Genomic DNA, 25,231 nt, shown 5'->3' with positions numbered 1-25,231 from the left:
GCCGGCCGGGGTGTCGTCGGTGCGTGCGGAGGTGCCGGTCACGGCTCGTCCCTTCGTAGGGGGTGGCGGGCGGGTGGTCGGAGGCGGGCCACGAGCGCGGCCTGGCCGTAGCCGTGTTCGCCGGCCTCGGCCGGCGGCCGGCTGCGGCGGCCCGGCACACGCACCGAGGCGCGCTTGAGCCAGCGGTCGGTGCCGTCGTAGCGCGCCCGGAACGGCACCCGGCCGTGGACGACCACGTCGTTGTCGACGACCAGGACGTCACCGGGCTCCAGGGCGACGGCGACCGACACGCGTTGCAGTTCGGCGGTGAGCCGGCCGTAGGCGGCGCGGTAGCCGGCGGGCGCCGCGTCGAGCGGGGTGTAGGCGGGGTCGTAGCGCAGGGCGGGGCCAGCGGCGGTCCGCCACAGGACGGGGACCTTCGGGGGCTCCCCGGCGAACGACTGCGCCTCGGTGTAGGCGTCGTCGGGAAGGATCGGCAGTACCGGGCGGGACAGCAGTGCGACGTCGTCCGCGGCGAGCCTGACCTTGCGGATGCTGGCGGCGGTGGTGGGAACGGCGTCGTGGTTGCGCATGCAGGCGAGCAGCAGCAGGTGGGCGCGGCCGGGGTGGAAGGCGTCCTCGGTGTGCGGGCTGAGCAGCACGCTGCTGCTCGCGCCGGTCTGCTCCTGTTCGTGGCCGCGGGAGGGCACGATGTTGTGCACGAACCGGCCTTCCTGCTGGCCTTCCCAGGCGATCGGGTGGCCCATGGCGGTGGCGAGCAGGAGGAGGATCACGTCCCACTCGGCCGCGCGGTCACCCGCCGTGGCCCAGCCGGCCGGGGTGGGGCCGATTCCGCCGTCGTCGACCGGCAGGCCGCGCAGGACGAACAGACCGTCGTCGGTGTCGACCGGGCGGCAGTGGTGACGGATCGTTTCATCCAACCGGGTGGCGGAGGCGGCGACCCGGCCGAGCAGTCCGGGCCGGGCGGCCGGACTTCCCGAGTCGGCGAGGATCTTCCGAGCGGTCCGGGTCAGCTCGTCGACGGCGCACGGGGCGAGCTGCCGAAGGGGTGCGGCTCCGGTGGGCATGGCGGAGTCATCCGTTTCGGGTGCGGTGGGGGTGCGAGGACGGCGCGAACCCGTTCCTGTGGGTTCGCTGTGTGTCGGCGCGCCGAACGTAGCACCGCTAATTAGGTAAGGCAATCCTTACCGAGGTGCACGCACCCACCGACGCTCCGCGCGCCCCCCTGGCGCCAACTCGTGCGCCCGTGCGCCTATTTGACACACCGACAGGAGTGCGAGCGGTCACTCCGCACAGCTTGCGCACAGGCTCTACTTAGGGTAGGCAACCCTAAGCAACCTGCTCATCACGGGAACGAGGTCGTACGTGAACTGGAACAGACGCCAAGTGCTGTGGGCCGGCGGCGGGATGGGCGCGGCCGCGTTTCTGGCCGCCTGCGGCGGCGGTGACGAGACCTCGTCCACGTCGCCCGCGAAGGCCGGCGGGAAGCCTCGCCGCGGCGGCACGCTCCGGGTGGGGGCGCTGGGACGCGCCTCCGCCATCACCCGTGACCCGCACGGCACCCAGGCCAACGAGAGCGACTACCTGATCATCTCGCTGGTCCACGACACCCTCACCGTCCCCGGCTCCGGGCCCAATACCGTGCCCCGGCTGGCGGCCTCCTGGAAGGCGTCGGACGACCTGAAGACCTGGCGCTTCACGATCGCCGAGGGAGCGGCGTTCCACGACGGGACGCCCGTCACCGCCGAGGACGTCGTCTGGTCGCTCAAGCGGCTGCGCGGCACCCCCTCGGGCGCCTCCCGGCTGCCCGGCATCAAGGCCGGGAACATCGAGGCCGGGGACGACCGCACCGTAGTCCTGGTGTCCGACTACGCCAACGCCGAACTGCCGCAGCTGACGCGGCTGACGACGTTCGTGCTGAAGAAGGGCACGGCGGACGAGGACCTCGGCAGGGCGCCGGGCACGGGCCCCTTCAAGCTGGACTGGTTCCGCTCCGGCAACGCCCGGCTGGTGCGCAACGCGGAGTGGTACGGCGGTGAGGTCCTCCTCGACGCCATCGAGGTGAGGATCTTCGAGAGCCCCCAGGCGATGGCCAACGCACTGCTGGCCGGACAGATCGACGTGGCCTCCAACGTCGGTGCCGTCGCGGCCCGCACGGCCGAGAAGCGCGACGACATCCAGATCGTGCGGCGGTCCGACGACATGGCGATGCCGATCGTCATGCGCACCACCGACGGACCCTTCGCCGACGCCAGGGTCCGGGAGGCCCTGCGGCTGGCCGTGGACCGCGAGGCCATGGTCAAGCAGGTGCTCTCCGGCTACGGCACGGTCGCCAACGACATCCTCGGCACCGGCGACCCCGCCTACGCCAAGGACATCCCGCAGCGCGGGCGGGATCTGGCCAAGGCCGCGTCGCTGCTGAAGGAGGCGGGCTTCGACCTGTCGAAGACGTACAAGCTGCTGACCACCGAGGACATCGCCGGCCTGGCCGAGGCGGCCACCCTGTTCGCCTCCCAGGTCCGCGAGGCCGGGGTGAAGGTCGAGGTCGTCAAGCAGGAGTCGGCCGCCTTCTGGGAGAAGACCTGGCTCAAGGGCGACCTGTACACCACCTACTGGGGCACCAACGACTCGGTGGTGTTCTTCGCCAGCAAGACCATGGTGTCCGACTCCGGCCAGAACGAGGCCGGCTGGAAGAACGCCGCCTTCGACGCCGCGTACAAGAAGGCGATGGCCACCAAGGACGCGGCGGAGCGCACCGAGGTGCTGCACGAGCTCCAGCGGATCGAGCACGACGAGTCCGGCTACCTGCTGTGGGGCATGGCCGACGGCATCGATCTCGCCGCCGCGGCGGTGCGCGGCCTGCCGACCCTGCCCGGCTACGGACGCGTCCAGCTCGAGACGGCATGGCTGGCTCGCTGATCCAGGCGGCGCACCCCGGACCGGCCGGGGACGACGCGCCCCGGCCGGCCCCGGCGGTGGCGCGTCTCCTGCTGCGCGTGGCCGGGGTGCTCGCACGCCGGGTGGCGCTGCTCGCCGTACTGCTCGCACTCGTCTTCGCCGCCGTGGAGCTGCTGCCGGGCGACGCGGCCACCGCCACGTCCGAACGCGGGGAGAGCGCGGCCGACCTCGCCGAGCGGCGGCGCCTGCTCGGGCTGGACCGGCCGGTGCTCGAACGCTTCCGGGAGTGGATGACCGGCCTGCCCACCGGCGATCTCGGCACCTCCGCCCGCGGCGAGTCCGTCGCCGGCCTGCTGGCCGGCCCCTTCCCCAACACCCTGCTGCTCGGCGGGCTCGCGCTGCTGCTGACCCTGGCCGTCTCCCTCGCGCTCGGCTGCTGGGCGGCGGCCCGGCCCGGCGGGACGGTGGACCGGACGGTCTCGGCGACCGCCACCGGTGTGCTCGCACTGCCGGAGTTCGTCGTCGCGGTGGCGCTGGTGCTGGTCTTCGCCCTGTGGACCGACTGGCTGCCCGCCGTCACCCTCACCGACGCGGAGGGCTCACCCGCCTCCTGGAAGATGCTCGTGCTGCCGGTGCTCGCGCTGGCGATCCCGCAGATCGGCTGGAACGTCCGCATCGTGCGGGCCGCGCTCGCCGACGAGGCCAAGGCGCCGCACATCGAGACCGCCGTGCTCGACGGGCTGCCCAGGCACCGGATCTTCACCCACCACCTGCTGCCCGGCGCCCTGCCGACCATCGCCGCCGGCCTCGCCACCTCGACGGGCATGCTGCTGGGCGGCGCGGTCGTGGTCGAAACCGTCTTCAACTACCCCGGTGCCGGTTCGGTCCTCACCGGAGCGGTGACCGACCGGGACAGTCCCCTCATCGCCGGAGTCGTCGCCGTCACCGGGGCCGTCGTCAGCGGTGTCCTGCTGCTCGCCGACCTGGTACGCGCCTGGGCCTCGGGAGGCCGTTCATGACCGCCGCCGCCCCGCGGCCCCGGCGCGGGACCGTGCTCCGCGTCCTGCCCGCGCTGGTGCTCACCGCACTCGCCCTGGCCGGCCCCTGGCTCGCCCCGCATGCCATCGACACCCCGGTCACCGCACCGTACGCGGAGCCGGGTGGCGACGCGCCGTTCGGCGGTGACCAGTTGGGCCGTGACGTGCTCAGCCGCGTCCTCGCCGGCGGGCGTGAACTGGTCGTCACGTCCCTGCTCGTGGCCGCCCTCGTCACCGGCTCCGCCGCCCTGCTCGGCGCGGTCGGCGCGCTGCGCCCGGCCGTCGGACGGTTCGTCGAACGCTCCGCCGACGTCCTGATGCTGCTGCCCGCCGTGCTCGGCATCCTGCTGGTCACCCTGTCCTGGCCGGACGGCGGACGGCTCGCCGTGGTCGCCGCGTCGGTCGTCCTCGGGGTGCCGTACGCGGTACGGCTGGTCGCGGGCGCGGCCGCGCCCGTGGCCGCTTCCGGGTACGTCGAGGCGGCGGCCGTCGGCGGCGAACGGCTTTGGCACCTCGTCGCACGGGAGGTGCTGCCGAACCTGCGGGCGACGCTCCTCGCCCTGTTCGGACTGCGGTTCGTCGCCGCCGTGTACCTCGTCGCCACCGCCGGGTTCCTCCAGGTCGGACCGCAACCGCCCGCCGCCGACTGGGCGTTGATGATCCGCGAGAACTCGGCCGGCATCCTGCTCAACCCCTGGGCGGTGCTCGCGCCCGGGATCGGCATCGGTCTGCTCGCCATGAGCGTCAACCTGGCGGCCGCCGCCCTCGTCCCCACGACCGGCCGGAAGGCGGTACCCGCGCTGTGAACCACATGCCCGACCGGTATCCCGAGGCCCCGCCGGCGGAGGAAGAGCACGCCGTCGAGGTCTCCGGCCTGACCGTGGCCGGCCCGGACGGCCGGCTCCTGCTGGAGGGCGCCGGGCTCGCGCTGTGCCCCGGCCGGGTCACGGTGGTGACCGGACCGTCCGGCTGCGGCAAGACGACGCTGCTGCGGGCCGTGGCGGGCGCGCTGCCCCCGGGGGCCCGGCGTACGGGCGGCACCGTCACGGTCCTCGGACAGGACCCGCTCGGCCTCCCCCCGGCCGAACTGCGCGCCCTGCGCAGGAACCGTCTCGCATACGTCGGCCAGGATCCCGGTTCCGGGCTCAACCCGCGCATGCGGGTACGGCGCCTGCTCGCCGAGGTCGCCGTCGACCGCACCCGGGAAGCGATCGGGGCGCTGCTCGCCGAGGTGCGGCTGCCCGTCGACGGCGGGCTGGCGGAGCGCAGGATCGGCGCGCTGTCGGGTGGCCAGCAGCGGCGGGTGGGGCTCGCCCGCGCCCTGGCCCGCCGCCCGGCCGTCCTGCTCCTGGACGAACCCACCGCCGGACTCGACCCGGCGCTGCGCGACGAGATCGCCGATCTCCTGCGCCACCTCGCGGAGAGCCACCGCATCGCGATCGGCCTGTCCTGCCACGACCCCGACCTGGTCACCCGGCTCGCCGACGACGTCGTCGACCTGACCCGCGCGCGTCTTCGGCCCGCCGCGCGCACCGCGCCCGTCCCGCCCGCGCCCGCCCCGCCCGCGCCCGCCCCGGGCGACGGCCCGCCCAGGCTCACCGCGTCGGGGCTGCACGCCGCCCACATCCACCGCGGCCGCCGTGTCCCCGTGCTGCACGGCGTCGCCCTCACCCTCGCCGCCGGAAGCAGCCTCGGTGTCGTCGGCGCCTCCGGCTCCGGCAAGACGACCCTGTTGCGCACCCTCGTCGGCCTGCACCGGCCGACCGCCGGCACCGTCACTCTGGGCGGCTCCCGCCTCGCCCCCGCCGCACGCGGCCGCGACCGCGACCAGCGCCGCCGCCTCCAGCTCGTCCCCCAGGACCCTCTCGGCACGCTCAACCCCGCCCGGACCGTCGGGGCCACCTTGCGACGCCCGCTGCTGCTGCACCGCCGGGCCGGACGGGGCGAGGCCCGCGGGCGCGTCCTGGAACTCCTCGACCAGGTCGGTCTGCCCGCCGCCTTCAGCGACCGCTACCCGCACGAACTGTCCGGCGGGCAGCGCCAACGCGTCGCCATAGCCCGCGCACTGGCGGCCGATCCCGACGTACTGATCTGCGACGAGGTGACCTCGGCGCTCGACCCGGACACCACCGTCGCCGTGATGGAGCTGCTGGCCGGGCTGCGCGCCCGGCGCGACCTGTCACTCGTCCTGGTCAGTCACGACCTGCGCCTGGTCGCCGACCACACCGACACCCTGGTCGTGCTCTCCGGGGGGCACGTCGTCGAGTCGGGCCCCACCGGGCGGCTGTTCACCTCACCGGCCCACCCCGTGACCGCCGCACTCGCCATGGCGTCCCCGCTCGGCGGCTGACCGCCGGGGCGGCCTCGCGGACCGAGCGCGGGCGCCCGCCGTCCCCCCGAGCCTTACGGGGGCGCGGCGGGGCCGGGCCGGGCCGGAGTAACCACCCGGCCCGGCCCCGGGGCGGTGAGGACGTCCGCGCGGGCACCACCGGTGTGACCGCCGCACTCGCCAGGACGTCCCCGCTCGGCGGCTGACCGCCGGGGCGGCCTCGCGGACCGAGCGCGGGCGCCCGCCGTCCCCAGGAGCCTTACGGGGGCGCGGCGGAGCCGGGCCGGGCCGGAGTAACCACCCGGCCCGGCCCCGGGGCGGTGAGGACGTCCGCGCGGGCACCACCGGTGCCGGAGCACCACCGGTGCGGGAGCACCACCGGTGCGGGAGCACCACCGGTGCGGGAGCACCACCGGTGCCGGAGCACCACCGGTGCCGGAGCACCACCGGTGCCGGAGCACCACCGGTGCCGGAGCACCACCGGTGCCGGAGCACCACCGGTGCGGGCGCCGCCCTACCGGTTCGACTCGGCCGCGCTGATGTCCCCGAGCGCCGACTCCGCGTCCCGCTCGATCGCCAGGTCGCCGAGCGACAGGATCCCGACCGGGTGCCCCTCCTCCACCACCGGCAGGCGGCGCACGGAGTGCTCGCGCATGAGCTCGACCGCGTGGTCGAGATCCTCGTCGGGGGTCACGGTGACCAGATCATCGCTGCACGCCGAGGCGACGGACCTCTGCTCCAGGTCTCCGCCCTGCGCGAGCGCGCGCACCACGAGGTCGCGGTCGCTGACCAGACCACGCAGCTCGTCGCCCTCGGTGACCAGGACGACCCCGATGTCCTCGTCACGCATCCTCTGGGCCACCGCCGTCACCGATGCCTGCGGTTCCACCGTCACCAGCCGGCTGGTCATGATGTCTCGCACATGCTGCGCCATGGTGCATCCCTCCAGTGTTCTCCACGTTCTCGGTGCGCCGAGTACCCGGCGCACGCCGTGTCCCACCTGCGTGCCGGGACCCGGAGGCCGTCGGAGAGTGCCGGGGCCCGCAGGCGTCGCAGAGGGCCGGGACCCGCAGGCGTCGCAGAGGGCCGGGACTCCGCAGGCGTCGCAGAGGGCCGGGACTCCGCAGGCGTCGCAGAGGGCCGGGACCCCGCAGGCGTCGCAGAGCGCCGGGACCGCGGCGGAGCGGGCAGGTGTCCGCCGGCCGCCCCTGACGCACGGGCGCCCGAACGCAGCCCGGTTCCGTACCCTGGCCGCATGCGGATGCGCCCCACCCTGAGCTGGACCCCCACCGAGGACCTGCCACCGGGCACCACGGATCTCGGACCGGTCACCGACGCGCTGGAGTCCGGCGGTGTGCTGGTGCTCAGCGGGGCGGGGATCTCCACGGAGTCGGGCATCCCCGACTACCGGGGCGAGGGCGGGAGCCTGAGCCGGCACACCCCGATGACCTATCAGGACTTCACGGCCACCGCCCAGGCCCGGCGCCGCTACTGGGCGCGCAGCCACCTCGGCTGGCGCACGTTCGGCCGCGCCCGCCCCAATGCCGGGCACAGGGCCGTGGCCGCGTTCGGACGGCACGGCATGCTCTCCGGCGTGATCACCCAGAACGTCGACGGCCTGCACCAGGCCGCCGGCAGCGAGGGCGTGGTGGAACTCCACGGCAGCCTGGACCGGGTCGTCTGCCTGTCCTGCGGCGCCTCCAGCCCGCGCCGCGAACTCGCCGGACGGCTGGAGGAGGCCAATCCGGGCTTCGAGCCGGTGGCCGCGGGCATCAACCCGGACGGCGACGCCGACCTCACCGACGAACAGGTCGGGGACTTCCGCGTGGTGCCCTGCGCGGTCTGCGGCGGCATCCTCAAGCCGGACGTGGTCTTCTTCGGCGAGACCGTTCCGCCGGGGCGGGTCGAGCACTGCCGCGCGCTGGTCCGTGAAGCGGCCGCACTGCTGGTCCTGGGCTCCTCGCTCACGGTGATGTCAGGGCTCCGCTTCGTCCGCCAGGCGGCCGAGGCCGGAAAGCCCGTGCTGATCGTCAACCGGGACCCGACCCGGGGCGACCGGCACGCCCTGACCCGGGTGGCGCTCCCGCTGGGCGCGGCCCTCACGAGCGTGGCCGAACGGCTCGGCATCCCGGTCGACGACCGCACGGCCGCCTGAGCCGACGGCGGCCTGGGCCGACGGCGGCCCGAAGCGGGGGCGGGTTGAGCCGGGGCCGGACTGAAGCGGGGGCGGCTTGAGCCGACTGCGTCCCGAAGCGGGGGCGGCTTGAGCCGGGGGTGGATTGAAGCGGGGGCGGCTTGAGCCGGGGGTGGATTGAAGCGGGGGCGGCTTGAGCCGGGGGCAGACCGAGCAAACCGCGTGGCCTGAGCAGCTGGCGTGACCGGAGCGGGTGGCGTGGCCTGAACAGATCGCGTGGCCGGAGCGGGTGGTGGACCGAGCCGGCCGCAGCCGCGCACGCCCCCTGCCGGTTCCCGCCGGAGAAGACCGCGACCGGCCGCGCACGCGCCTGCCGCTTCCGGCCGGAAAGAGGCCACGACCGGCCACGACCGCCCGCCCCCGCCGGACCACCGACACGGCCGACGACCCGAGCCCCGTGTGCCCAGTGCGCGCGGGATCGTAAGATCGTGGTTCTCGTGGGGGGAGGTAGTCATGGACAGGCGGCGTCCTGGCACGCCGACGCTGGAGGAGGTGGCCGCCCGCGCCGGTGTCGGCCGGGGCACGGTCTCCCGCGTGGTGAACAACGCGGCAGGGGTGCGGGAATCGACCCGCGAAGCCGTACAACGCGCCATCGCCGAACTCGGCTACGTACCCAATCTCGCCGCCCGCTCCCTGGCCGGCCGCCGCGCCGACGCCGTGGCGCTCGTCATGACGGAGCCGGACTGGCGGATGTTCGCGGAGACCTTCTTCTCCGAGGTCGTCCGCTCCCTCGGGGACGCCCTGGCCGACACGGGCATGCAGCTGCTGCTGACCCTGGTCCGCTCGGACACCGAGCGGCGCCGTTTCCTGGAGTACGCCCGCGGCGGGCGGGTCGACGGGGTGCTGGTGATGTCCGTGCACGCCGACGACCCGCTGCCCGACATGCTCGCCGAGGCCCGGCTGCCGACCGTCCTGCTGGGCCGCCGCTCGGGCGACGAGCAGGTCAGCTACGTCGACGCGGACAACGTCGGCGGCGCCCGTGACGCCGTCGCCCACCTCCTCGCCACGGGCCGCAGGACGATCGCCACGATCACCGGACCGCTCGACATGTACGTCGCCCAGTGCCGGCTGCGCGGCTACCGCGACGCCCTGGCGGCGGCCGGCCTGACGACCGACGATTCGCTGATGGCCGAGGGCGACTTCACCGAGGAGAGCGGGTACCGAGCCATGGCCCGCCTCCTCGAACGGCACCCGGAGACCGACGGCGTACTGGCCGCCTCGGACACCACGGCGGCCGGTGCCCTGCGGGCGCTGCGTGAAGCCGGCCGCCGGGTGCCGGAGGACGTCGCCGTCATCGGCTTCGACGACTTCCCGCTGGCCGAACAGACCGCGCCGCCGTTGACGACGGTCCGTCAACCGGTCGAGGAAATCGGGCGGGCGATGGTCCGGCTGCTGCTGGAGGAGCTGGAGGAGCCGGCCGTGGCCTGGCGGCACGTGATCCTGCGCACGGAACTGGTCGTACGCGAGTCGGCCTGAAACACGAGCCGGCCAGAACCCGAGCCGGCCTGAACGCAAGCCGGCCCCGACACCTCGCCAGTCGGCCCCGGAACCACGCCAATCGGCCCCGGCTGCACGCCGGCCGGTGACGCTCGCCGGTCCGCGGGCCGGCGGCCGGCCCCGGTTCGGGGGCACTGCGGCCTCATCCCCGTATGCCGAGCGCTGCGGCCTCCCCCGGTTCGGGAGCGCTCCCAAACGCCAAGCCACGGCCACCAGTTGAGCGCACCCCCACCCACCTGCGCATTCGAAACCTCTTCGATGCAATCCCTGTCCCAGACCTTGTCAGGGATACGCGCCCCTCCCTACAGTCCCTCCCGGTACCGAGGGATGGGAGCGCTCCCATGTGCAGCATGGGAGCGCTCCCGCCACTGACTCCCCCACTCCTTCGGAGAGGACCCGCATGCGACCGTCACCGCACCAAGTCCGGAGCGTGCGCGGCGTGCTCGGCGCGCTGCTCACCTCGCTCGTCTCGCTCGCCGCGCTGTTCACCACCGTCTCGCCGGCCCAGGCGGACACGTCGATCTGCGAACCGTTCGGGTCGACGACGATCCAGGGCCGCTACGTCGTGCAGAACAACCGCTGGGGCACCAGCGAGACCCAGTGCATCACCGTGACCGACTCGGGATTCCGGATAGCCCAGGCCGACGGGTCCGTCCCGACGAACGGCGCCCCGAAGTCGTACCCGTCGGTCTTCAACGGCTGCCACTACACCAACTGCTCGCCCGGCACCAGTCTGCCCGCCCGGCTCAGCACCATCTCCAGCGCGCCGACCAGCATCTCGTACGGCTACGTGAGCAATGCGGTCTACGACGCCGCGTACGACATCTGGCTCGACCCGACGCCCCGCACCGACGGCGTGAACCGGACCGAGATCATGGTCTGGTTCAACAAGGTCGGCTCCATCCAGCCGGTGGGTTCGCAGGTCGGCAGTGCCACCGTGGCCGGGCGCCAGTGGCAGGTGTGGTCCGGCAACAACGGCTCCAACGACGTGCTGTCCTTCGTCGCGCCGTCGGCGATCACCAGCTGGAACTTCGACGTCATGGACTTCGTCCGGCAGGCCGTCTCCCGCGGGCTGGCGCAGAACGACTGGTACCTGACCAGCGTCCAGGCGGGCTTCGAGCCCTGGCAGAACGGCGCGGGCCTCGCCGTGACCTCGTTCTCCTCGACCGTCAACACCGGTTCCTCGGGTGACCCGGGCACTCCCGGCGGGTCCACGGCGTGCAAGGTGACCTACGCGACGAACGTCTGGCAGGGCGGTTTCACGGCGGACGTCACCGTCGCCAACACCGGCTCCGCCCCCGTCAGCGGCTGGAAGCTCGGCTTCACCCTGCCGTCCGGCCAGCGGATCACCAGCGCCTGGGGCGCGACCGTCTCCCCGGCCTCGGGAGCCGTCACGGCCGCCAACCTGGCCTACAACGGGCAGATCCCGGCGGGCGGCCAAGTCTCCTTCGGCTTCCAGGGCACCTACAGCGGCAGCTTCGCCAAGCCGTCCGGCTTCAGCCTGAACGGCACGGCCTGCACCACCGCGTGACACACGCCCCCCGACTCCGGGTCCCGCCCGCCTTCCCGCGCCGACGAACGGGCGGGACCCGGATCCCACCGGCGCCGCCCCCACCCTGGGACACCCTCCCGGAAAGGCCCGTCCTCATGCGCCCTCTGTCCGCCCGCCGCCCGGTGACGACGGCCCTGGCCCTGTGCGTCGCGGCCCTGGCCCTCACCGCACCGGCACTCTCCGCACCGGCCGTCGCCGCTCCGGAGCCCGTCGCCCCCTCGTCGGCCGCCGGCCTCCCCTACCAGGACGCCTCCTTACCCGTGCCGGACCGCGTCGACGACCTGCTCGCGCGGATGACCCTGGACGACAAGCTCGGCCAGATGACCCAGATCGAGAAGGACGCGCTGGTCCCCCAGTCCGACCTCGCCGCCTACCGCATCGGGTCCGTGCTGTCCGGGGGCGACTCGACGGTCAGCCCCAACAACGCGCAGACCTGGGCCGACACCTACGACTCCCTCCAGCGCACCGCGCTGACGACGCCGCTCGGCATCCCGATGATCTACGGGATCGACGCGGTGCACGGCCACAACGCGGTCCGCGGCGCCACCCTCTTCCCGCACAACATCGGCCTCGGCGCCACGCGCGACGCCGCCCTCGTCCAGCGGGTTGGACGCGCGGTGGCCGAGGAGGTGTCGGGCACCGGCATCGACTGGGACTTCGCCCCCTGCCTGTGCGTGGCCCGCAACGACCGGTGGGGCCGTACGTACGAGTCGTTCGGCGAGACGCCCGAACTGCCCTCGGCGATGACGACGTTCGTCACGGGTCTCCAGGGGGAGACCCTGGGCACCGGTCCGGCCCCGGTGCTCGCCACCGCCAAGCACTACCTCGGCGACGGCGGTACCACCGGTGGTGTCGACCAGGGGAACACCCAGCTGTCCGAGGCCGACCTGCGGGCGATCCACCTGCCGCCGTTCAAGGAGGCGGTCCGCCGCGGCGTCGGGTCCGTGATGCTCTCGTACAGCAGCTGGAACGGCGTGCGGTCCCATGCCAACAAGTACCTGGTGACCGACGTCCTCAAGGGCGAGCTGGGCTTCACCGGGTTCGTCGTCTCCGACTGGGCCGCGGTCGACCAGCTCGACGGGCAGAGCGGCTTCACCGGAGCCGAGATCACCACGGCCGTCAACGCGGGCGTCGACATGGTCATGGTCCCGCACGACTACAAGAAGTTCCTCGGCCTGCTGCGGGGCGAGGTCACCGCCGGCAGGATTTCGCAGGCCCGCGTCGACGACGCCAACCGCCGCATCCTCACGAAGAAGTTCCAGCTCGGCCTGTTCGAACACCCGCTCACCGACCGCTCCTACACGTCCACGGTCGGCTCCGCCGCGCACCGCACCCTGGCCAGGCAGGCCGTACGCGCCTCCCAGGTGCTGCTGAAGAACGACGGCGGCGTCCTGCCCCTGGCCAAGTCCGCCAAACTGTTCGTCGCCGGGAAATCGGCCGACGACATCGGCAACCAGAGCGGCGGCTGGACCGTGGGCTGGCAGGGCCGCAGCGGCGCCGTGACCGACGGCACGACGATCCTGCAGGGGATCCGCTCCGCCGTCACCGACCCGTCCCAGGTCACCTACGACCGCTACGGCAACGGCATCAACTCCGGTTACAGCGCCGCCGTCGCCGTCGTCGGGGAGACGCCGTACGCCGAGGGCCGCGGCGACCGGACGGACGGCATGGGGCTGGACCAGGAGGACCTCCAGACGCTCGCCAGGCTGAAGGCGAGCGGCGTACCGGTCGTCGTGGTGCTGGTCTCCGGCCGTCCGCTCGACATCGCCGCCCAGCTGCCCGACTGGAAGGCGCTGCTGGCCGCCTGGCTGCCCGGGACGGAGGGCGCCGGTGTCTCCGACGTCCTGTTCGGCGCCTACGCCCCCACCGGGAAACTGCCGGTGACCTGGATGAAGAGTGCCTCGCAGCAGCCGGTCAACGACGGCGACGGCAAGAGCCCGCTCTTCCCGTACGGGTACGGGCTGACCTACGACGGCACGAGCCCCACCCCCACCCCCACCCCCACCCCGACGCCGACCCCGACCCCGACCCCGACGCCGACGCCGGCCGCGTGCACCGCGCAGTTCCGCACCGCCTCGTCGTGGCAGGGCGGCTACCAGGCCGAGGTCACCGTCAAGAACACCGGCTCGGGCGCGCTGACGGGCTGGTCGGTGGACTGGGACCTGGCCGGGTCCACCATCACCAGCCTGTGGAACGGCACGCTGACCACGTCCCAGGGCCGGGCCCTCGTCCGCAACGCCGCCTTCAACGGCTCCCTCGCGCCCGGTGCCACGACCACCTTCGGCTTCACCGCGAACGGCACCGCGGGCACCCCCGACCTGCACTGCGCCGGCGGCTGACCACCCACCGGACCGCCCACCGCCGTCACGCACCCGACGTCCCCCGGTTCCACCTCGCACACCCGCAGATCATCACGAGGAGGGCACATGACACACCGACCCGTGCGGGCACCCCACACGTCCGGACCGAGACCCGGCCGCCGACGGCGCAGGGCGCCCGCGGTCGCCGCGGGCCTCACCGCGCTGGTCCTCGGCCTGACCGGCCAGCTCACCGCCGGACAGCCCGCCGCGGCCGCCGAGGCCCACGCCGACAACCCGTTCGCCGGAGCCTCCTTCTACGTCAACCCCGACTACACCGGCCTGGTCGGCACCTCCGCGGCGCAGACCTCGGACCCCACGCTCAAGGCCAGGATGCAGAAGGTGGGCACGTATCCCACCGCGGTGTGGCTCGACCGCATCGCCGCCATCGCGGGCGGGAACGCCAACGCCGGGCGCAAGAGCCTGGCCGACCACCTCGACCTGGCCCTGGCGCAGAAGAAGCCGGGCCAGCCGATCACGGCGACGTTCGTGGTGTACGACCTGCCGGGCCGGGACTGCGCGGCCCTCGCCTCCAACGGCGAACTCCCGCTCACCCAGGCGGGTCTGGACCGCTACAAGAGCGAGTACATCGACGCCATCGCGAACGTCTTCAAGAACCCCAAGTACCAGGACATCCGCATCACGACGGTGATCGAGCCGGACGGCCTGCCGAACCTGGTGACGAACACGGCCGACGCCGAGTGCGCGCAGGCCAAGAGCAGCGGCATCTACGTCAAGGGCATCCAGTACGCCCTGGACAAGCTGCACGCCATCCCCAACGTGTACACCTACCTGGACTTCGCGCACTCCGGCTGGCTCGGCTGGGACACCAACCTGTCCCAGACCGTGCAGCTCTACACGGACGTCGCCAAGGGCACCGCGGCCGGACTCTCCAGCGTCGACGGCCTGATCACCAACGTCTCCAACTACACCCCGCTGGAGGAGCCCTTCCTGACCAACCCCGACAAGACCGTCGGCGGGAACATGGTCAAGTCGAGCAAGTACTACGAGTGGAACCCCAACTTCGACGAGTCGGACTTCACCAGGAACGTGCACCGGGCGCTCGTGACGGCCGGCTGGCCCGCCTCGACGGGCATGGTGGTCGACACCTCCCGCAACGGCTGGGGAGGCAGCGGCCGGCCCACCGCCGAGAGCACCAGCACCACCCTGGAGACCTACGTCAACGACTCGCGCGCCGACCGCAGGGCCCACCGCGGCCTGTGGTGCAACGTCAGCGGCGCCGGACTCGGACAGCCCCCGCAGGCCGCGCCCTCCGGCTACCCCGACTCCCACCTCGACGCCTTCCTGTGGATCAAGCCGCCGGGCGAGTCGGACGGGGCCAGCACCGAGATACCCAACGACGAGGGCAAGCGCGTCGACCCCATGTGCGACCCGACGTACACGGCCCCCAACGCGGGCAACAACAAGACCGGTGCCCTGCCCGACGCCCCGCTGGCCGGCCACTGGTTCCCCGAGCAGTTCGCGATGCTCGTGAAGAACGCCTACCCGGCCGTGCCCACGGACGGCGGCGGCACCCCGGGCGGTGACACCACGGCGCCCACCGCGCCGACCGGTCTGAAGGCCACCGGCAAGACCTCCTCCAGCGTCTCCCTGGCCTGGACCGCCGCCACCGACGACACCGGCGTCAGCGGGTACGACGTCTACCGTGACGGCACCAAGGTCACTGCCTCGCCCGTGGCGGGCACCGCCTTCACGGACACCGGGCTCAGCGCCGGCACCGCCTACAGCTACACCGTCCGTGCCCGGGACGCCGCCGGAAACGTCTCCGTACCGTCCACCGCGCTGAGCGTCACCACCGATACGTCGGGGGGCACACCGGAGCCCACGGGCGGCCTGAAGGTCCGCTACCGGAACAACGACTCCTCCGCCACCGACAACGCCATCCGGCCGGGCCTCCAGATCGTCAACACCGGCACTTCCGCCGTCGATCTGACCAAGGTCACCGCCCGCTACTACTTCACCCGGGACGGCGGCTCGGCCACCGTCAACGCCTACTGCGACTACGCGGCCGTCGGCTGCTCGACCCTCAAGCTGAAGGTCGTCCCCCTCAGCACCCCGGTGGCGGGAGCCGACGCCTACCTGGAGGTCGGCTTCAGCGGCGGCACCCTGGCCGCCGGCAAGGACACCGGCGACCTCCAGCTGCGGATGAACAAGTCCGACTGGTCGAACTTCAACGAGGTCGGCGACTGGAGCCGCGGCACCAACACCGCCTATGGCGACGCCCCGACGATCCCGGCGTACCTCGGCACCACGGCGGCCTGGGGCACCCCGCCCGCCTGAGCCGCCCGCGCCGGGCGGCCCCCGGCGCGGCTCGCACGTCCTCGCCCGCCCGGGTGGCACGGGCCCCGGGCGGGCGGGGATCCCAGCATCTCCCCGACGCACAGCCGAACGGAAAGCGTGCGCAACGCACGACGAAGCGAACGGAAAGGAGAGAACGTTGGCTCGACGCAGCAGACTGCTGTCCCTGGCGGCGGTCCTGTCGACCCTGGCGGCGGCGCTCGGCCTGGCCCTCCTGGGACAGGGCGCCGCGCAGGCCCACGGGGTGGCGATGATGCCCGGCTCACGCACCTACCTGTGCTACCTGGACGCCCGCACGACGACCGGCGGACTGGACCCGACCAACCCCGCCTGCCGGGACGCGCTGGCCAAGAGCGGAGGGAGCGCGCTGTACAACTGGTTCGCCGTGCTCGACTCCAACGCCGGCGGGCGCGGTGCCGGTTACGTCCCGGACGGCACCCTGTGCAGCGCCGGCAACCGCTCCCCCTACGACTTCTCCGCCTACAACGCGGCCCGCTCCGACTGGCCGCGGACCCATCTGACCAGCGGCGCGACCATCCAGGCGCAGTACAGCAACTGGGCGGCGCACCCGGGTGACTTCCGGGTCTACCTCACCAAGCCGGGCTGGTCCCCCACCTCCGCGCTGCGCTGGGCGGACCTCGACCTGATCCAGACGGTCACCAATCCACCGCAGACGGGCTCACCGGGCACCGAAGGCGGCCACTACTCCTGGGACCTCAAGCTGCCGTCCGGGCGCTCCGGTGACGCCGTGCTGTTCATCCAGTGGGTCCGCTCGGACAGCCAGGAGAACTTCTTCTCCTGCTCCGACATCGTCTTCGACGGCGGACACGGCGAGGTGACCGGTATCAGGAACTCCGGCAGCACGCCGACTCCCACGCCCACCCCGACACCCACCCCGACGCCCACGCCCACGCCCACGCCCACGCCCACGCCCACGCCCACGGATCCGCACACCGGTTCCTGCATGGCCGTGTACTCCGTGGTGAACTCCTGGAACGGCGGCTTCCAGGGTTCCGTCGAGGTCATGAACCACGGCACGGCCCCGCTCGACGGCTGGAGCGTGGCGTGGAAGCCGGGGACCGGAACCAAGATCGGCAGTGTGTGGAACGGCACGGCGTCCACGGCCGCCGACGGCACGGTCACGGTCCGCAACGCGGACCACAACCGGGTCGTACCCGCGGACGGCAGCGTCACCTTCGGCTTCACCGCCACCTCGACCGGCAACAACCTGCCCGCCGGCTCGATCGGCTGCGTCACGGCACAGGGCGCCTCCTGAGCCTGACGTCCCTCGCCGCCTCCCCGGATCGCTCCGGGCGGGGCGGCGAGTCCTTTCGCGTCAGAGGGTGAGCAGCCGGACGAGCAGCACCGTCACCGTGCCGGCCGTGAACACCGACCCCAGCACCGTGAAGAGCCGGTCGAGCGTCCTCGTGTCCCAGCCCTCGATCTCGAACCGCTGCGGGGCGTCCGGGTCGTAGCGGACCTTGACGCGCGCCCCCACGCCGAACCGTGCTCCCACCGCCGAGCGGCCCAGCCTGGACGAGTACGCGCACGCCCGGCCGTCCTCGGTCGTCCAGGCCGCCACCGGGTGGTGGTACGTGGCTTTCTCCTCGTCCCGCCTGACCTCGTGGCGGACGATCCGGGCCTCGGCCTCGACGCCGACGCGGTCGAGCACGGCTGCACGGCGCAGACCGTACACACCGAAGGCGAGGAAGACCACGCCGATCGTCAGGGGGATGAGGGAGAAGAGCCATTCACGTTCCATGTGTCACACGACGCGTGGACCGCATCGCCGGTTGCGGGTCACCCCGCCACCGGCCGGCGCCCGCGCGGAGTCCGGCGACGGCCGTGGCGCCGGTGCGGCTGCCGGGTCCGTGCTCCGGCCGCGTCGGAAAATCACGTGCCTCTGGGCGTCCGACGGCCGACAATCCACGCGTGGCCATCATGAGTGTCGACAGGACCGAGCGCGGTCCCTCCCCCCGGTTCTCCCCGACCGCACTGGCCGGGCGCTCCTTCGGGGCCGTGCCGCCGACGGCACTGGTCCTGCTCGGCATCCTCAGCGTTCAGGTGGGCTCGGCAGTGGCCAAGCACCTGTTCGGCGCGGTGGGCAGTTTCGGCACGGTCGCGCTGCGGCTGTTCTTCGCGGCGGCGGTGCTGATGCTGCTGTGGCGCCCGTCGCCGCGCCTTGACCGTCGCACGTGGACCGTGGTGCTCGGCTACGGCGTGACGCTCGGCCTGATGAACCTCTGCTTCTACCTGGCGCTGGCCCGTATCCCGCTGGGCATCGCGGTGACCGTCGAGTTCCTCGGGCCGCTGACGGTGGCGCTGGCCGGGTCGAGACGATGGCTGGACGCCTTCTGGGCCCTGCTCGCGGCGGGCGGTGTCGCCCTGCTGATGGAGGGGCGCGGCGGTCTCGACCTCGCCGGTCTGCTGTTCGCCCTCGCCGCGGGGACGTGCTGGGGCCTGTACATCCTGGTCGGCGCGGCGCTCGGCCGACACACCACGGAGGGCGAGGGGCTGGCGCTGGGCATGGCCGTCGCGGCACTGGTCGCCGTGCCGTTCGGCGTGGCCGAGAGCGGAACGGCGCTGGTGCGGCCGTGGGTCCTGGCGGCGGGGCTCGGCGTGGCACTGCTGTCGTCGGTGATCCCCTACTCGCTGGACCTGGAGGCGCTGCGCAGGATCCCGCCGCGGGTGTTCGGCATCCTGATGAGCCTCGAACCGGCGATGGCGGCCCTCATCGGCCTCCTCGTGCTACGGGAGTCGCTGCGCTGGCCGCAGTGGATCGCGGTGCTGTGCGTGGTGGCCGCGTCGGCGGGCGCCGCACGCGGCGACCGCCCGGACGTCTGACCGCCGGCCCCGGGGGACCGGCGCCGGCGGAACCGGTGGCCTGCGTCCGGCCGGACACCACGCCCGGGTGTTTTCCGCACGGACCGGGCGGTACCCGCGCGGTGCTTCGCTAGGGTCGTGGCACCGGACCCTGTTGTACCGTGCCGCCGTCCCGGTGACCAGGGCGGCCGGCCGTCAGCTTGAGGAGCTCGTATGGACTACTACGACCTCGGCGACCACGGCCGGCGTGTGACGACGTCGTCCTCGGACGCGCAGACGTGGTTCGACCGCGGGCTGAACTGGACCTACGCCTTCAACCACGAGGAGGCCGTCCGCTGCTTCGAGGCCGCCGCCGCCGCGGATCCCGGCTGCGCCATGGCCGACTGGGGCCTGGCCTACGCCCTCGGCCCCAATTACAACAAGCCCTGGGCGTTCTTCGACGAGCGGGAGCTGGGGCGGACGGTGGAGCGTGCGCACGCCGCCGTGCAGCGTGCCCACGCCAAGTCGGCCGGGGCCACGGATGTCGAGCGGGCCCTCATCGGTGCCCTGGCGGACCGTTACCCACGGGCATGGGCCACCGACGCCGAGGACTGCTCCGTGTGGAACGTGGCCTACGCCGACAGCATGCGGACCGTCCACCGCCTGGCCGGCGACGACCCGGACGTCGCCGCCCTGTACGCCGACGCCCTGATGAACCTCACGCCCTGGCAGCTGTGGGACATCCGGACCGGTGATCCGGCCCCGGGCGCACGGACCACGGAGGCCAGGGCGGTGCTGGAGCGGGCGATGGCCACGGAGGCGGGCGCACGGCACCCGGGCCTGCTCCACATGTACATCCACCTGATGGAGATGTCGCCCACGCCGGAAGCCGCCCTGCCCGCCGGTGACCTGCTGCGCGGACTGGTCCCCGACGCGGGCCACCTCCAGCACATGCCCTCGCACCTGGAAGTCCTCTGCGGCGACTACCGCCGTGTCGTCTCCGACAACACCGCGGCCGTCGCGGCCGACGAGAAGTTCCACGCCAGGGCCGGGGCGATGAACTTCTACACCCTCTACCGGTGCCACAACCACCACTTCAAGATCTACGGGGCGATGTTCCTCGGCCGTTTCAAGGACGCGATCGAGACCGCGGACCGGCTGGAAGCGGCCGTGCCCGAGGAGCTGCTGCGCGTGGAGAGCCCGCCCATGGCGGACTGGCTCGAAGGCTTCCTGGCGATGCGGGTGCACGTACTCATCCGCTTCGGCCGCTGGGACGACATCCTCGGCCTGCCCCTGCCCGCCGACGCGCGGCTGTACTGCGTCACCACGGCCATGCTGCACTACGCGCGCGGGGTCGCCCTCTCGGCCACGGGCCGCGTCGAAGAGGCCGAGAGGGAGCGGGACCTCTTCCGCGGCGCGGCCGCCCGGGTCCCGGAGACGCGGATGCTGTTCAACAACACGTGTGCGGACATCCTGGCCATCGCCGCGCAGATGCTGGACGGAGAGCTGGACTACCGCAAGGGCCGGTACGAGGCGGCGTTCGCGGCACTGCGCCGGTCGGTCGAGCTGGACGACAGCCTTCCGTACGACGAGCCGTGGGGGTGGATGCAGCCCACCCGGCACGCCTTGGGCGCGCTGCTCCTCGAACAGGGCCTCGTCGCGGAAGCCGAAGCCGTCTACCGCGCCGACCTCGGACTCGACGACACGCTGCCCCGCCCGCAACAGCACCCCGGCAACGTCTGGGCCCTGCACGGCCTGCACGAGTGCCTGGTGCGGCTCGGCAAGAAGGGCGAGGCGGAGATCCTGGCCCAGCAGCTGAAGATCGCCACGGCGATGGCGGACGTGCCGGTCGAGGCGTCCTGCTTCTGCCGCCTGCCGGCCGGCGCACCCTCTTCTCCCCCGCACCCCTGCCACGACGTCTGACCGGGAACCCGTCGACCGCCGGCGGACACCGGGCGGGGCGTGACGGACCCCGCCGAGCGGGACGCTCGTGCAAGCAGCGCGCGCTCGGACGGGGGCCGCTCAGCTCGTGCAGGGTGGTCCCTGTGCCTCGCTCGACTGGTCCTCGCGGTAGGCGCCGCAGGCGAGGACGGCCTCCGGGTGGTCCCCCGACTGGCGCAGCAGGACGAGGGTCTTGTCGTGGGGCGGGGCGTTGGGTCCGTCGTAGGAGACGAATCCGGTGGCTCCGTTGAAGGAGATGCCGGTGCTGAGGACCAGCAGGACCGACTTGCGGTCGATGTCCGGGTCGCTCAGCCCGGCCTGGCGCACCGCCTGCGACAGGACGTGGAAGGCGTCGTACGAGACCGCGGAGTGGCCGTCCTGCCTCCAGGGGTCGGTGCCGTCGGTGGTGGCCCTCACATAGGCGTCGTAGTCGGTGATGAACTGCCGGGTCCGGTCGCCGGCGGCCGGGTGGTCGCCGGGCAACCGGTGCGCGGAGTAGTACAGGCGCAGCCAGTCCTTGTTGGCGAAGGCTCCGGTCTGCGCCACGTTGGTCAGCTCGTTCCCGCCGAGCACCGTCACGTCACGGGTGGTGCACGTGCCGGCGGTGTCCATGGAGTTGATGAGCGCGGTGAAGTCCTTGGCCCGCGCCGACCAGTACACCACCGAGTCCGGCTCGTTGTTCAGCGCGTCGCACAGCGCGCGTGCCAGCAGGTCGGCGTTGGGCTGGCTGACGGCACCGTCCAGGGGCGTGGGCCCGAACTCGCCCTCCTGGTTGAAGTCGAAGACCTGTTCCGTACCGGGGAACGCGCGGACGAAGCGGCTGGCGAGGCTGTGGCTGTACAGGTCGGCGGAGCTCTCGATCACGATCGCGTGCCGGGCCGGCCGGCACCGGTCCTCGGAGCCGGGCTCGGCCACGATGTTCTGCGTGTGCGCGAAGTCCGCCTCGATCCTGGCCTCGCGCGAGTTGAACGGCGTGGACGGCCAGTACGTGCGTGCGGCCGGGCCGGCGAGCATCTCGTCCGCGGTCGCGGTCGTGCCGATCGAGGGGATCCCCGCCTTGCCGAGGACCCGGAGTGCGGCCTGCGTCTCCTCCCGGCTCTGCGCGAAGCCCAGGACGCCGACGACCCGGCGCTGTGCCGGGACGCTCTTCTCGCGGGCGACCTCCGCGACGAGCTTCTCGGCCTGGTTCTCGGCGTCGCCGAAGGCGACTCCCGCCTGGCGTACGTCCACCCGCAGCGGTATGAGGGAGTCGTCGGCGGCGGCCTCGCGGTTCAGCCTCTCCTGCCACATCGCGATGCCGCGCAGTTCGGGGATCATCCCGTCGAAGCGCGTGTCGTCATCGGACTTCGGCGGGTCGGACACGAAGGCGACGACGGTCCGTACGGCCCGGCCCCGGGCCGCGTAGTCCGCGACGCGCTCGTTCTGCTCGTCGATGGTCTTCCTGGCCGCCTTGTACCAGGCGGCGGCTTCCACCGGTATCGGTTTGGTGGGGGCGGACTCCGCCACCGACCCGGTGCCGCCGAGGCAGTCGCGCTGCGCGGGGACCACGCCCGGGAGCACGAACGCCGCCGTGAGCAGGGTGAGCGCGGACACCCCGCCGACGATCGCGGTCGGAACGTGCCGGCTGAACCTGAACCTCCTCGGCTTGACGGCCAGGACGGGCACGCCGCGCGCCGCCAGGGCGTTGTCGGAGATGGCGACCAGGACCGGGGGCTGATCGGCGGAGCCGTCGTCGGCGAGGCGCACGCTCGCCTCCGGGAAGGTGCTCTCGACCGGATCGCCCAGCTCCCGCAGCAGCGCGTCGGAGGGCACGCCCACGGCCATGACGAGCGGCCCCGGCGGCCGCGCGGTGGACTGGGCCCGGCGCAGGGACCGCAGGAATCGCTCGGCGGCGCGGGCGCCCGGGTGTCCCGCCGGAGGCAGCTCCACGAACAGGACGGGGCGGCTGGTCCTGCGGCGCCGGCCGGGCAGCATCCGCCCGATCGCGGGTCGGCACAGGTCCTCCAGCAGGGCGCGCAGGACGAGCCAGTCGAACTCCTGGAGCGCCTCCTCGTGGGCCTCGTCGTCCATGAGCTGCACGGAGCGCTCCGCGGCCACACGGTCCATCAGCCGGAAGAGGCTCTTGCTGCCCTGGGCCACCTGTTCCGCGCCCAGCCAGCTCCGCATCACCCTGCGGGAGATCCGGCGGGCCCACAGCCAGCGCGGGAGCAGCTGGACGAACGACAGCCAGCTCAGATTGGCCAGGAAGCCGGCGAGCCCGTCGAGGGCCGGCCCCTGCATCCGGGTGAAGCCCAGGACACCGCCGCGATGGGCCCGTCGCTCACCGGCGTGACGGCGCAGTTCCGCCGCCTGGTTCGCGTTCGTCGCCCACTCCTGGGGGTGCGACCTGATGTACTCGACCAGGTCGCACATGACGTGGAACTGCGGGAAGCGGTCGGGAGTCATGTGCGGCGGGGCACTGCGGTACAGCTGGGTCCCCGCGTTGACGGACAGCAGCCTGGAGTCGGCTTCCGCCCTGGTGCCCGCCGGCAGGTGGGCGAACGGCACCCGTTGCCGCAGCGCCCCGGTCAGGGCCGCGACGACACGGTCCACCCCGCTGCGGTACGACGCCTCCGGCACGCGGAGGAGGAACAGCGGCGGACTGGTCCCCAGCTTCGCCCGGTTCTCGTACTCGGGGGCCACGGTGACCCGGAACTCCCGTACGAACTCGATGGCCTGGTCGTTCGGAAATCTGGGGCCGTCGAGAGGTGCAGTCATGCGGAACTCCCCCATGTTCGACCTGATCACCCCACGCCACGAGACGAGACGACTCCGACTCCTGGCCAACTCGACATTGCCCGGCAGAAGTTGAACGAAGCGGGCCGAGATGGGGGAGTTGCAGGGTAACGGCAACGCGGCAGGGGTAACAACGGATCGCCGAAAGCGCTTCAGCGGTCCTCGGGCGCGCCCCCGTCACACCCGTCCCGCAGGCCCCCACCGCCTCGTGCGCCCCTTCAGGTCACCCCGTGCGACGGCGGGAACGGTCAGTGGGTGCACGACCAGACGAGATCGGCCTTGTCGTCGTTGGTGTCACCGACATACCCCGCGGCACTGTTCGGGTTCATGTACCAGAGGGTGTCGAACTTGGGGAACGCCCGCCAGTTGCCGACGCCGACGAAACGGTCCGAAGTCGCGTTGACCCAGGAGGACGCCCGGTCCCGGAAGCCGTAGTCACCCAGCTCGAGGTAACGGCCCTTGGCGCCGGTGTCGCAGTAGAAGCGGCTCCACTTGAGCAGACGTCCGGCCCCCGGCCCCGTCTCCCCGGCAGCCTTGAGGCCGTTGAAGTTCTTGTTCTCGTAGAGGCAGTACCAGTTGACGGGGCAGCCGTACGCGTACCGGGCGGGGTCGTCCTTGACCGGGGACGGTGTCCCGGACGCCGTCGGGAGACTGAGGACGACGGTGCCGGCGCCCTCCGGGTGCCATGTGATCTCGTTGGGGGCGGTCTTCGTGCCGCCGTGCTCCCTCAGCACCTGATCGATCTCGGCGGCGAGCGCCTGCTCGGTCCGCTCGTGGGTGTCCGACCACGCCAGGCCCGGAGTGATCATGCCGACCGACAGGGTCATCGTCACCGTCATGACGAGGGAAACACGCCGGGCCATACCGAACCTCCGATGTATCGACATATGCCGAGAGCATCCTTCCCTCCCGTCGTCGGCGCATCGATCCGCCAAGCGCATGATCCTTCGGACCCGGCCGGGACACGGGGCCCGGCCCCTTCCCCGGCCGGCCCCTTCCCCGGCCGGCCCCTTCCCCGGCCGGCCCCTTCCCCGGCCGGCCGCCTCCCCCGCCCGCTCATGGCCTGGGGTTGGTGCGGTGCCACCGCGGGCGGGCGTCGGGGCCACGGCGTCCGGCGACGGAGGCGCAGCGCGGGCAGACGCGCCGCACGCGGTCCGCCGCGCCTCCCGATTCGGGGAACGTGTCGGCCCAGGTGACGTGCGGGAAGCGGACCAGCTGGGATCGGCTGAGCGACAGGCCGCAGACGGTCTGGTTGAGTCCCGGCTCCCAGGCGTGGACCTCGCCCGCGGGGAGCCGACGACGGCCTTCCTCCTCGTCGGTCCACTGTCCGGAGGCGGCGACGGCGTAGCGCTTGGAGCGAGCCATGGCGTGCGCGGGCCGGCGGTCAGCCGGCCGCCTCGTCGGTGCCGGTCCGCCGGTCCCCCGCCGGCCGTCGGCGCGGGCTCGCGCCGGTCGCGTTCTCGGTCTTGTTCGTGCCTGTGGGGCGGAACGGAGTGGCCGGGCTCATATCGGCACCTTCCCGGGCTCGGA

General features: G+C 73.0%; 19 protein-coding genes. 12 read left to right on the top strand and 7 right to left on the bottom strand.

Translation table 11 applies throughout. The features are described 5' to 3' along the window. Positions 1 to 38: 38 nt before the first annotated feature. Positions 39 to 1,067, bottom strand: coding sequence for a TauD/TfdA family dioxygenase (locus ABZ576_RS11400; protein WP_360738890.1), 1,029 nt, complete (start codon positions 1,065 to 1,067; stop codon positions 39 to 41). Between the two features lie 298 nt (positions 1,068 to 1,365). Between ABZ576_RS11400 and ABZ576_RS11395 the strand changes: the two genes are divergently transcribed. Genes ABZ576_RS11395 through ABZ576_RS11380 form a run of 4 tightly spaced genes read left to right on the top strand, consistent with a single transcriptional unit; the run spans position 1,366 to position 6,285 of the window. After that, entirely contained in the window at positions 1,366 to 2,919 is a 1,554-nt protein-coding gene (locus tag ABZ576_RS11395) for an ABC transporter substrate-binding protein (protein ID WP_360738888.1), read from the top strand. Further along, positions 2,904 to 3,917, top strand: a complete 1,014-nt coding sequence (locus tag ABZ576_RS11390; protein ID WP_360738886.1) for an ABC transporter permease — start codon at positions 2,904 to 2,906, stop codon at positions 3,915 to 3,917. The genes ABZ576_RS11395 and ABZ576_RS11390 overlap by 16 nt, the downstream gene beginning before the upstream one ends. Continuing rightward, positions 3,914 to 4,741, top strand: coding sequence for an ABC transporter permease subunit (locus ABZ576_RS11385; RefSeq protein ID WP_360738884.1), 828 nt, complete (start codon positions 3,914 to 3,916; stop codon positions 4,739 to 4,741). Before ABZ576_RS11390 ends, ABZ576_RS11385 begins: the two co-directional genes overlap by 4 nt. Next, entirely contained in the window at positions 4,738 to 6,285 is a 1,548-nt protein-coding gene (locus ABZ576_RS11380) for an ATP-binding cassette domain-containing protein (protein WP_360738882.1), read from the top strand. Before ABZ576_RS11385 ends, ABZ576_RS11380 begins: the two co-directional genes overlap by 4 nt. Before the next feature lie 493 nt (positions 6,286 to 6,778). Here ABZ576_RS11380 and ABZ576_RS11375 read toward each other — a convergent pair whose 3' ends face one another. Continuing rightward, the gene (locus ABZ576_RS11375; protein WP_360738879.1) at positions 6,779 to 7,198 is read right to left on the bottom strand and encodes a CBS domain-containing protein; all 420 of its coding nucleotides are present in this window, start codon (positions 7,196 to 7,198) and stop codon (positions 6,779 to 6,781) included. Positions 7,199 to 7,519: 321 nt separating this feature from the next. Between ABZ576_RS11375 and ABZ576_RS11370 the strand changes: the two genes are divergently transcribed. The 6 genes from ABZ576_RS11370 to ABZ576_RS11345 all read left to right on the top strand — a co-directional run bounded on the left by ABZ576_RS11370 (position 7,520) and on the right by ABZ576_RS11345 (position 17,459). Continuing rightward, entirely contained in the window at positions 7,520 to 8,419 is a 900-nt protein-coding gene (locus ABZ576_RS11370) for an NAD-dependent protein deacetylase (RefSeq protein ID WP_360738877.1), read from the top strand. A gap of 492 nt (positions 8,420 to 8,911) precedes the next feature. Further along, the gene (locus tag ABZ576_RS11365) at positions 8,912 to 9,934 is read left to right on the top strand and encodes a LacI family DNA-binding transcriptional regulator (RefSeq protein ID WP_360738874.1); all 1,023 of its coding nucleotides are present in this window, start codon (positions 8,912 to 8,914) and stop codon (positions 9,932 to 9,934) included. Between the two features lie 421 nt (positions 9,935 to 10,355). After that, complete coding sequence (locus tag ABZ576_RS11360; RefSeq protein ID WP_360738871.1) at positions 10,356 to 11,486, top strand: cellulose binding domain-containing protein; 1,131 nt, start codon at positions 10,356 to 10,358, stop codon at positions 11,484 to 11,486. A gap of 116 nt (positions 11,487 to 11,602) precedes the next feature. Then, positions 11,603 to 13,846 carry a glycoside hydrolase family 3 N-terminal domain-containing protein gene (locus tag ABZ576_RS11355; protein WP_360738869.1) on the top strand — a complete coding sequence of 748 codons (2,244 nt, stop codon included), beginning with the start codon at positions 11,603 to 11,605 and terminating at the stop codon, positions 13,844 to 13,846. A gap of 87 nt (positions 13,847 to 13,933) precedes the next feature. Further along, positions 13,934 to 16,165 (top strand): glycoside hydrolase family 6 protein, encoded by a 2,232-nt coding sequence (locus ABZ576_RS11350; RefSeq protein WP_360738865.1) that lies wholly within the window; start codon positions 13,934 to 13,936, stop codon positions 16,163 to 16,165. Between the two features lie 157 nt (positions 16,166 to 16,322). Next, positions 16,323 to 17,459 (top strand): lytic polysaccharide monooxygenase, encoded by a 1,137-nt coding sequence (locus tag ABZ576_RS11345; RefSeq protein WP_360738862.1) that lies wholly within the window; start codon positions 16,323 to 16,325, stop codon positions 17,457 to 17,459. 60 nt (positions 17,460 to 17,519) lie between these two features. Here the strand turns inward: ABZ576_RS11345 and ABZ576_RS11340 are convergent, their stop codons facing one another. Further along, entirely contained in the window at positions 17,520 to 17,945 is a 426-nt protein-coding gene (locus ABZ576_RS11340) for a DUF3592 domain-containing protein (RefSeq protein ID WP_360738859.1), read from the bottom strand. Between the two features lie 179 nt (positions 17,946 to 18,124). On the opposite strand from ABZ576_RS11340, the gene ABZ576_RS11335 reads away from it, so the two are divergent. Then, the gene (locus tag ABZ576_RS11335; protein WP_360739148.1) at positions 18,125 to 19,027 is read left to right on the top strand and encodes an EamA family transporter; all 903 of its coding nucleotides are present in this window, start codon (positions 18,125 to 18,127) and stop codon (positions 19,025 to 19,027) included. Positions 19,028 to 19,219: 192 nt separating this feature from the next. Next, positions 19,220 to 20,908 carry a hypothetical protein gene (locus tag ABZ576_RS11330; protein ID WP_360738856.1) on the top strand — a complete coding sequence of 563 codons (1,689 nt, stop codon included), beginning with the start codon at positions 19,220 to 19,222 and terminating at the stop codon, positions 20,906 to 20,908. Positions 20,909 to 21,007: 99 nt separating this feature from the next. On the opposite strand, the gene ABZ576_RS11325 is transcribed toward ABZ576_RS11330, so the two are convergent. The 4 genes from ABZ576_RS11325 to ABZ576_RS11310 form a co-directional block, all read right to left on the bottom strand. Further along, positions 21,008 to 23,683: an ABC transporter substrate-binding protein gene (locus ABZ576_RS11325; RefSeq protein ID WP_360738854.1), complete on the bottom strand. Its 2,676-nt coding sequence runs from the start codon at positions 23,681 to 23,683 to the stop codon at positions 21,008 to 21,010. A gap of 266 nt (positions 23,684 to 23,949) precedes the next feature. Then, positions 23,950 to 24,564, bottom strand: coding sequence for a peptidase inhibitor family I36 protein (locus tag ABZ576_RS11320; protein WP_360738852.1), 615 nt, complete (start codon positions 24,562 to 24,564; stop codon positions 23,950 to 23,952). A gap of 193 nt (positions 24,565 to 24,757) precedes the next feature. Then, positions 24,758 to 25,066, bottom strand: a complete 309-nt coding sequence (locus ABZ576_RS11315) for a hypothetical protein (protein ID WP_360738850.1) — start codon at positions 25,064 to 25,066, stop codon at positions 24,758 to 24,760. A 19-nt stretch (positions 25,067 to 25,085) separates the two neighbouring features. Then, entirely contained in the window at positions 25,086 to 25,208 is a 123-nt protein-coding gene (locus ABZ576_RS11310) for a hypothetical protein (RefSeq protein ID WP_360738847.1), read from the bottom strand. Positions 25,209 to 25,231: the final 23 nt, after the last annotated feature.

Source organism: Streptomyces sp. NPDC013455 (assembly GCF_040632975.1).
Classification (GTDB): Bacteria; Actinomycetota; Actinomycetes; order Streptomycetales; family Streptomycetaceae; genus Streptomyces.
Note: the sequence above shows the minus strand (reverse complement) of the source record. Positions and strands in the feature narration are given on the sequence as shown.